The sequence below is a fragment of the uncultured Campylobacter sp. genome (genome assembly GCF_938018035.1).
In the GTDB taxonomy this organism is placed as follows: domain Bacteria; phylum Campylobacterota; class Campylobacteria; order Campylobacterales; family Campylobacteraceae; genus Campylobacter_B.
This window is the reverse complement of sequence record NZ_CALIJF010000365.1, coordinates 1-7314: the sequence shown is the minus strand read 5'-3', so window position 1 is coordinate 7314 and position 7314 is coordinate 1. Positions and strand designations below refer to the sequence as shown.

Sequence of the window (7314 nt, the reverse complement as noted above, 5' to 3'; positions counted from 1 at the left end):
TAAAATTTTTAATAAACTAAATCATAAAATTTTATATGTAATTACTAATTTAACGGAATTTAATAAGATCTATTGACGAATTCTTAAGCAAAATTTATATAAATTTTAAAAAGTATATAAATTTGAAAAACGAAGGATTTAAAATTTTAAAATTTTAAAATTCCGCCACTTTAAAATAACATAAGCGACGGAATTTAGCGCTTATCGGCGTTTGGTCTTGCGATTACGATAGCACTAGCACCGGTACAAGCGCATTGTGCAAAATATCCTCGGAAACGCTGCCTAAAAAGAGCTTTTTGAAAAAGCCCTTCGTAAAGGCACCGGTAGCGATCAGATCGAGGTTATTGGCGCGGCGATATTTGATGATCTCATCGGCGGGCACTTCCGCTTGGATGTATTTGAAAGTGGCGTTTTGAGTGCCTAAAATTTCGCGCGCTAGATCCAGCATCCGCTCACCCTCTGCGGCACCCGCATTGATGTGCAAGACATGCTTATGTGCGCTCGCAAGAAGCTTTGAGCTCTTTATAAACTCAAGCGTGCGTTTCGCCGCGTCAGTGCCGTCAAATGCGATGAGCACGGAGTTAATCGGTGAAAATTCCTTATTCACGAGCAGCGACGGCACGTGAAGCTCCTTTATCAGCACGCTTGCGTTAAAGCCTACGTCCTCGTTATTTGAGCCCTTGATACCGAGTACAAAAATTTCAGCTTCGTCCTTGTACTCAGCGATAACATCGATGAAATCGCCATCTTTAATGATCTTACTCGCCTTTACGCCCGCAGCAGTCGCGGCGCAGATATATTCATCCAGCATCGCTTCGGCTTCTTCGTGGTCTTTCTCCGCATCCACGCCGCCTAATGTGGGACTTCCGTAGCTATTTGCAAGGATATCATTCTCTCCTAGGACGATCCCGCCTGCGGCTAGCCCATAAAAATTCTCGCCAAGCTCCGGGATTTCAACCACGTGAATAAACACGAGCTCGGCACCCAAGGTTTTAGCGACGTAAATTCCGTAATCTCTAACCGCTGGGGCAAGCGCATTTTGATCGACGCAAGTGATGACCTTTTTCATTTTTCGTCCTTTTAAAGATAAAATTTTAACCGAAATAAGCTTATCAAATTTTGTATAAAAGTTATTTAAATTCGGCGGATTTGAATGCGGCGCGGGCGATTTTGTGAAATTTAAAGCCGCGTCGTAATGGATATGTAAGGTGCGGGTGCGCTTGCGACAAAGTTAGCTCGGACTCAGCCTGGCAGGCGGGCGCGCTGTACAGACGCGGCAGGCAAGATACGGCGCGGGCGATTTTGAATTTATCAAGCCGCTAAAAGCACGGTTTAAAGCGCCGTTATTGCGGTTAGTAGCCCAAAGATGATCCCCGGAAAATTCGCCGCGGCGAGCGGATAGTCCTTTTTGGACTTTAAAAGCGTAGCTGACCCATATCGTGCAGTTTATCGCGGCTGCGAGCGGCTGGAGAAACGGGACTTTGTTGCCGTCTAAATTTGCCATTATGTTCGGCACATAGGATACGTACATGATGACCGACAGGCATGTGCCCGCCCAACCTAAAATTTGTAAATTTCTTTCACTCATTGATTTTCCTTTTTAGAAATACGTTTCAAATTTGCAAATGAAACGTAGCGGGGTTTTAATATATTAAAAATAAGAAACGAATTAAAAAATGGCTAGAAATAAAATTTAACTTAAAATTTATCGCGGCGGCCCTCACCTGCTCGCGTCTGCATAAATTTTAAAGCGGCGTTTTAGACGCGCATTTAAAAAAAAGCGGCGAAATTTAAAACGCTTGCGGCGCAGCGATAAAATTTAAAAAGGCGGATTTCAAGCGACGGCTGCGACCTCGACGAAATTTAAGTGAATTTACCGAGGCGAAAGCCATTAAATACATTGCTCCGAATGCTCGCGGCTAAATTTAAGTAAACCTTTCAGCATAATCGCAGCAAAATTTTGAAAATATAAGGATTAAAATTAAAATTTTAAAAGGCTAATAGCCCGCATTTGCGATCGCTTCAGCTTGAGAGTGCGCTATGAGCGGATCGATGATCTCGTCGAACAAGCCCCCTGCCATTATCGCGTCGAGGCGGTAGAGAGTTAAATTTATGCGGTGGTCGCTGATGCGGTTTTGCGGATAGTTGTAGGTACGAATTCGCCCCGAGCGGTCGCCGGTGCCTACCTGATCCTTGCGATCTTTGCGCTCTTTTTCTAAGCGCTCCTGCTCCTGCATATCGTAAAGGCGCGCCTTTAGCACCTTCATCGCCGCCTCTTTGTTTTTGTGCTGGTCCTTGCCGTCTTGGTTGGTGACGACTAAGCCGGTCGGGATGTGAGTGATGCGGACGGCGCTGTCGGTGGTATTTACGGACTGTCCACCGTGTCCGGAGCTACGCATAACGTCGATGCGAAGGTCATTTGGATTGATCTGTATCTCGCTATCCTCGATCTCGGGCATGACGGCGACGGTGATTGCAGAGGTATGCACCCTGCCCTGGCTCTCCGTTTCGGGGACGCGCTGCACGCGGTGGGTGCCGCCTTCAAATTTCAGCCGCGAATACGCTCCCGCGCCCTTTACGAGCAAGATCGCTTCTTTATAACCGCCGACGCTGCCTTCGCTAGTGCTTACGATCTCGCATTTATAACCGCGAAGATCGGCATAGCGCAGATACGCGCCGAGCAGATCTCCCGCAAACAGCGCCGCTTCGTCGCCGCCCGTACCGGCGCGAATCTCAAGAAAGATATTCTTATCGTCGTTAGGGTCTTTCGGAAGCAGTAAAATTTTGATTTTTTCTTCGAGCTGCGGCTTTTGCATCTCTAAGCTTTTAAGCTCCTCTTTGGCTAGCTCGCCGAGATCGGCATCGCTTAGCAGAGCTTTGTTCTCTTCGATCTGATTTAAAATTTTAAGATACTCGCTAGCCGCCTCTTTGATCGGCTCGATATTGCGCTGCTCCTTAGATAGCGCCGTCATATTAGCGATATCTGCGGTAACTGCGGGATCGCTAAGCATGCGCGAAAGCTCGTCGTAGCGATCCAAAAAAGGCTTTAGTTTATCGGCTAGCATTTAAATTTTATGCGTAAGGAGCGCTTACGCGGCGGTTTTTAAAGAATTTACGAGTTTGGCTAGGCGGCTTACTTTTCTGCTCGCGGTCTGTTTTTTCAAAAAGCCCCTGCTTACGAAGCTGTGAAAGCTTTCATTAGCCGTTTTTAGAGCCTGAGTCGCTGCGTCTAGATCCTTGCTCTCGACCGCCTCTCTTACGGCTTTTGTGATATTTTTTACTCTGGTGCGATAAAATCTATTTCGCTCCGTTCTTTTTATGGTTTGTCTCGCGCGTTTTTCGGCGGATTTGTGATTTGCCATAACGTTCCTTTTCGGTTAAATTTGAACCTGCGATTATACGTAAAAAATATTTAATCGACGCTTAATTTAAGCGGTATTTAAAACTTGTTTGCTCTCAAATTTCTACTAGCCACCAATCGTAATTCGTAGCATGACTAAATATATACGCTATGACGATAAGGATAACTGCAAATATTACTCTATTCGAAACGTATAAACCTAAAGATACACACAATATGACTATCCAAAATATCAGCCTATACAATTTAGCTCTTCTTGTTTTTGCAACAAGTTTACTTTTTAAATAAGCGGCTCTTTTATCAATACAAATAAAATCGTCAATTATACTGCCATTAACGACTCTCTTACCTATATTTACCGCTATTGCTCTACAACTATGTATGGTAAAATAATGTGTTCCTCTTCCGCTGTCGCTCGTTTCTTCCCCCGTGGATCGAAAGTATTCTACTTTTACAAGTGCGTTTGCTCCAATCATTTTAGCTCGATTAATCATATCTTCTTTCGCTTCGTTAGGATTCCTAGAGCTACCCATTACCATCCATTTCGAAAATTCAAGAATTTCAAAATCTCTAAATTTATCCGTTACACTACAGAGAAATTTATCAGGTGATGTATAACCTACAGCTCCTTTACCTACCACCTGTATCTTTATGGCTACGTATCCTTTTGGCGTTGCTTTTGGATCAAAATCTACCAGAAGTTTTTCACATATTTTACTTTTATCCGTATCATCAAACGACGAATAACGAAAAAAGTAATCCTTGCCGTCATCGCCTTTTATAAAACCGTATTGTTTTTGATCGAGATGCGTTTTGATGATTCCTCTCAAGCACTGGCTCCTTAAAAATTTGTTTGATAAATGATAATTATACAAAATTTTTGCTAGAATAAGAAAAATTTATTTGAATTGAGGATTTGATAATGAAACTTTTCGGAACGGACGGCGTACGAGGCAAAGCGGGAGAATTTTTGACCGCCGAGCTTGCAATGCGCGTAGCAATGGCAGCTGGAATTTATTTTAGGAAAAATTCCGTTACGAATATGATCTTAGTCGGCAAAGATACCCGCAGAAGCGGCTATATGATAGAAACAGCGATCGTAGCAGGCCTTACCTCGGTGGGCTACAACGTCCGCCAGATCGGACCGATGCCTACTCCTGCGATTGCCTTTCTTACGGAGGACATGCGCTGCGACGCGGGCATCATGATAAGCGCGAGCCACAATCCATACTACGACAACGGTATTAAATTTTTCAACAGCGAAGGCTTCAAACTCGACGAAAAAGAGGAAGCGCAGATCGAAAAAATTTATTTTAACGACGAGCTCATCGCCGAAGCGCGCACCAAAATGATGCAAATCGGCGCCGCAAAGCGCGTGGACGACGTCATCGGCAGATATATCGTGCATATTAAAAATTCCTTCCCGAAGCAAAAGACGCTGCACGGGCTTCGCGTCGTGCTTGATTGCGCAAACGGAGCAAGCTACAGGGTCGCGCCTACGGTATTTAACGAGCTGGGAGCCGAAACGATCGTCATCGGCGACGAACCTAACGGAAAAAACATCAACGATGCTTGCGGTGCGCTAAGCCCGCAAGGTCTAGCCGGAGAGGTAAGGCGCCTGCGCGCCGACGTCGGCTTTGCTTTCGACGGGGATGCCGATAGGCTCGTAGTCGTGGATGAAAACGGCGAGATCATCCACGGCGACGCGCTACTTGGAATTTTAGCAGTCTATTTGAAAGGAAAAAATCGCTTAGCAGGCAATAAAATGGTAGCCACAGTGATGAGTAATTCTGCGCTGGAGGATTTTTTAGCTAAACACGACATCGCGCTTCATCGCTGCAATGTAGGCGATAAATTTGTACTTGAGACGATGCACGAACTTGGTGCAAATTTTGGCGGCGAGCAGAGCGGGCACGTGATCTTCGGCGATTACGCCAAAACGGGCGACGGCATCGCAAGCGCGCTGCAATTCGCCGCTTGCATGCTAGATATGCACAAAAAAGCGAGCGAACTCTCATCGATGCTTAAGCCGTATCCTCAAATTTTACGGAATTTAAAGATTGCGGATAAAAAACCGCTTGAAAAATTAAAAGGGCTAAAGGAGCTTGAAACAAGCCTTAAAGCGGACAAAATCCGCTCGCTCTTTCGCTACTCCGGCACCGAAAACGTTATCCGCCTCTTAATCGAGGGCAAAAACGAAAAACTGCTGCAAAAGCGAATGGACGAGGTCGAGAAATTTTTTACCAAAGCCCTAAATGAGTAGCGTTGCGGTGAAATTTTACGGCGCGACAAGCTCATGGCTCGGTACAAAAGGCGCGGATAAAAAATGCAGGCTTTACATATTTAAATTTAGGCTGCGAGATGGCTAAGACCTGTATTAAATTTATCCTGCTTTTCGCGGTGATTTTTGCAATCGATCAAGCGATCAAACTTCTGTTTTTAAACGGCTTTTCGTGGCAAGGAGAATTTTTTTCGCTAGAGCTTACGCTTAACCGCGGCGTTGCGTTTTCGATGTTTGCGTTTTTGGGCGAAAATTTAAAATTTATCCAGATCGCGCTGATCTCGGTACTTGCGGCGTATGTATTTTGTCATAAAAAGCTCTTTTGCGAGCATTGGATGCCGTTTGCGCTGATGCTCGCGGGAGGTTGCTCAAATTTACTTGATCGCTTTATTCGCGGCGGCGTGGTCGATTACGTCGCGTGGCATAAGTGGTTTGAGTTTGCGGTGTTTAATTTCGCCGATGTGATGATAGATCTAGCCGTCGTGATTTTTATTTTTCAGGGCTTACGCGCCGCAAAAAAGGAAAAAAATGAAGAGAAATAATTATATCGCTTACGCGCTTTGGTTTTTAGGTGCGTTTTCGTGGATCGCAGCTATGCCGATCGGCGGCGGACTGCATAGAATTTATTGCGGCAAATTTATCAGCGGATTTGCTCAAATCGCGCTATTTTGGCTGGGAAGTTTTACACTATGGTTTTTAGTGGGCTTTTTGTTTTGGGCGATTTGGGGAATTTGGATTTTGCTAGATATATTTTTCGTAGGAATTTGGATAGAAGATTTAAATGCTTTTGCAAGCGAGACGGAGGAGGACGACTACGAAGGACGTATAAAAAAAGTCGATGCGCTCTTTGAGCTGTATCAAAAAGGCGCGATTTCTAAAGAGGAATTCGAAGCGCGAAAAGAAATTTTAATGAGAGATTAAGGAGAAAAAATGAGTTACTATTGGTTTAAATTTGTCCATTTTGCGGGCTTTATTTCATGGATGGCGATGCTGTTTTACATGCCGCGCTTGTATGTATATCACGCTGAAAATTTAGACAAACCGGATTTTGTAAAGGTCGTTAAAAAGATGGAGCGGATGCTCTATCACGCGATCGGCTGGATAGCAATGGCGGTGACGGTTTTTAGCGGCGTGATGCTTATCATTTTAAATCCGGGGCTTATGAAAATGGGATATTTTCATATAAAATTACTAGCCGGAGTTTTGCTAATCTGTTATCATTTGTGGCTGTATTATTATATGTATAAATTTGAAAAAAATGAGTGCCACAGGAGCGGAAAATACTTCCGTGCGATCAACGAAGGCCCTACGATCATAATGTTTATAATACTTTATGCGATGCTAATAATGCCGAATTTACCGAGCAACTAGCCCGTTTTGATAAAAATTTAATTAAAATTTGCATAAAATTAAGGCAAAATTTTTAAAGGAAGCATGTGCAACATATCATTAAGAAAATTTTATCAAGCGAAAGTAGCGCCGGCGTTATATTACTTCTATCCGCGGTTTTTGCGATCGTAGCTCAAAACGTAGAATTTTTATCGAAATATTACGAAGCGTTTTTGCATTTGAGTTTTACCATAGGTGTGGGTTCTGCGAAACTTGACGAATCGATGCATTTTTTGGTAAATGATGTGCTCATGGCGGTATTTTTCTTCGCTATCGGACTTGA

10 protein-coding genes are annotated in these 7314 nt (G+C 44.0%); 5 read left to right on the top strand and 5 right to left on the bottom strand.

All coding sequences use genetic code 11. The annotated features are described in order from the left end of the window. Nucleotides 1-223: 223 nt before the first annotated feature. From Q0257_RS10960 to Q0257_RS10940, 5 genes are all read right to left on the bottom strand, one after another. Nucleotides 224-1069, bottom strand: a complete 846-nt coding sequence (locus Q0257_RS10960) for a universal stress protein (protein ID WP_298024794.1) — start codon at nt 1067-1069, stop codon at nt 224-226. Between the two features lie 162 nt (nt 1070-1231). Further along, nucleotides 1232-1588, bottom strand: coding sequence for a hypothetical protein (locus Q0257_RS10955; RefSeq protein WP_298024792.1), 357 nt, complete (start codon nt 1586-1588; stop codon nt 1232-1234). Nucleotides 1589-1997: 409 nt separating this feature from the next. Beyond that, nucleotides 1998-3065: a peptide chain release factor 1 gene (gene prfA, locus Q0257_RS10950; protein ID WP_297882595.1), complete on the bottom strand. Its 1068-nt coding sequence runs from the start codon at nt 3063-3065 to the stop codon at nt 1998-2000. Between the two features lie 24 nt (nt 3066-3089). Next, a complete protein-coding gene (gene rpsT / locus Q0257_RS10945; RefSeq protein ID WP_291938896.1) occupies nt 3090-3362 on the bottom strand; it encodes a 30S ribosomal protein S20 in 273 nt (90 codons plus the stop codon). Nucleotides 3363-3456: 94 nt separating this feature from the next. After that, nucleotides 3457-4191 (bottom strand): cold shock domain-containing protein, encoded by a 735-nt coding sequence (locus tag Q0257_RS10940; RefSeq protein WP_298024791.1) that lies wholly within the window; start codon nt 4189-4191, stop codon nt 3457-3459. 92 nt (nt 4192-4283) lie between these two features. Between Q0257_RS10940 and glmM the strand changes: the two genes are divergently transcribed. From glmM to Q0257_RS10915, 5 genes are all read left to right on the top strand, one after another. Then, nucleotides 4284-5624, top strand: a complete 1341-nt coding sequence (gene glmM, locus Q0257_RS10935) for a phosphoglucosamine mutase (RefSeq protein ID WP_298024789.1) — start codon at nt 4284-4286, stop codon at nt 5622-5624. Between the two features lie 98 nt (nt 5625-5722). Further along, entirely contained in the window at nt 5723-6184 is a 462-nt protein-coding gene (gene lspA, locus Q0257_RS10930; RefSeq protein WP_298024787.1) for a signal peptidase II, read from the top strand. Then, nucleotides 6171-6563, top strand: a complete 393-nt coding sequence (locus Q0257_RS10925) for an SHOCT domain-containing protein (RefSeq protein WP_298024785.1) — start codon at nt 6171-6173, stop codon at nt 6561-6563. The genes lspA and Q0257_RS10925 overlap by 14 nt, the downstream gene beginning before the upstream one ends. Nucleotides 6564-6572: 9 nt before the next feature. After that, entirely contained in the window at nt 6573-7013 is a 441-nt protein-coding gene (locus tag Q0257_RS10920) for a CopD family protein (RefSeq protein WP_177386933.1), read from the top strand. A 65-nt stretch (nt 7014-7078) separates the two neighbouring features. After that, a partial coding sequence (locus Q0257_RS10915; RefSeq protein ID WP_298024783.1) for a Na+/H+ antiporter NhaA occupies nt 7079-7314 on the top strand: 236 nt, incomplete at its 3' end.

Excerpts from the sequence above, each read along its gene's own strand:
- glmM (WP_298024789.1), top strand. The coding sequence starts at position 4,284 with ATGAAACTTTTCGGAACGGACGGCGTACGAGGCAAAGCGGGAGAATTT.
- Q0257_RS10960 (WP_298024794.1), bottom strand. The coding sequence starts at position 1,069 with ATGAAAAAGGTCATCACTTGCGTCGATCAAAATGCGCTTGCCCCAGCG.
- Q0257_RS10925 (WP_298024785.1), top strand. The coding sequence starts at position 6,171 with ATGAAGAGAAATAATTATATCGCTTACGCGCTTTGGTTTTTAGGTGCG.
- lspA (WP_298024787.1), top strand. The coding sequence starts at position 5,723 with ATGGCTAAGACCTGTATTAAATTTATCCTGCTTTTCGCGGTGATTTTT.
- prfA (WP_297882595.1), bottom strand. The coding sequence starts at position 3,065 with ATGCTAGCCGATAAACTAAAGCCTTTTTTGGATCGCTACGACGAGCTT.
- Q0257_RS10920 (WP_177386933.1), top strand. The coding sequence starts at position 6,573 with ATGAGTTACTATTGGTTTAAATTTGTCCATTTTGCGGGCTTTATTTCA.
- rpsT (WP_291938896.1), bottom strand. The coding sequence starts at position 3,362 with ATGGCAAATCACAAATCCGCCGAAAAACGCGCGAGACAAACCATAAAA.
- Q0257_RS10955 (WP_298024792.1), bottom strand. The coding sequence starts at position 1,588 with ATGAGTGAAAGAAATTTACAAATTTTAGGTTGGGCGGGCACATGCCTG.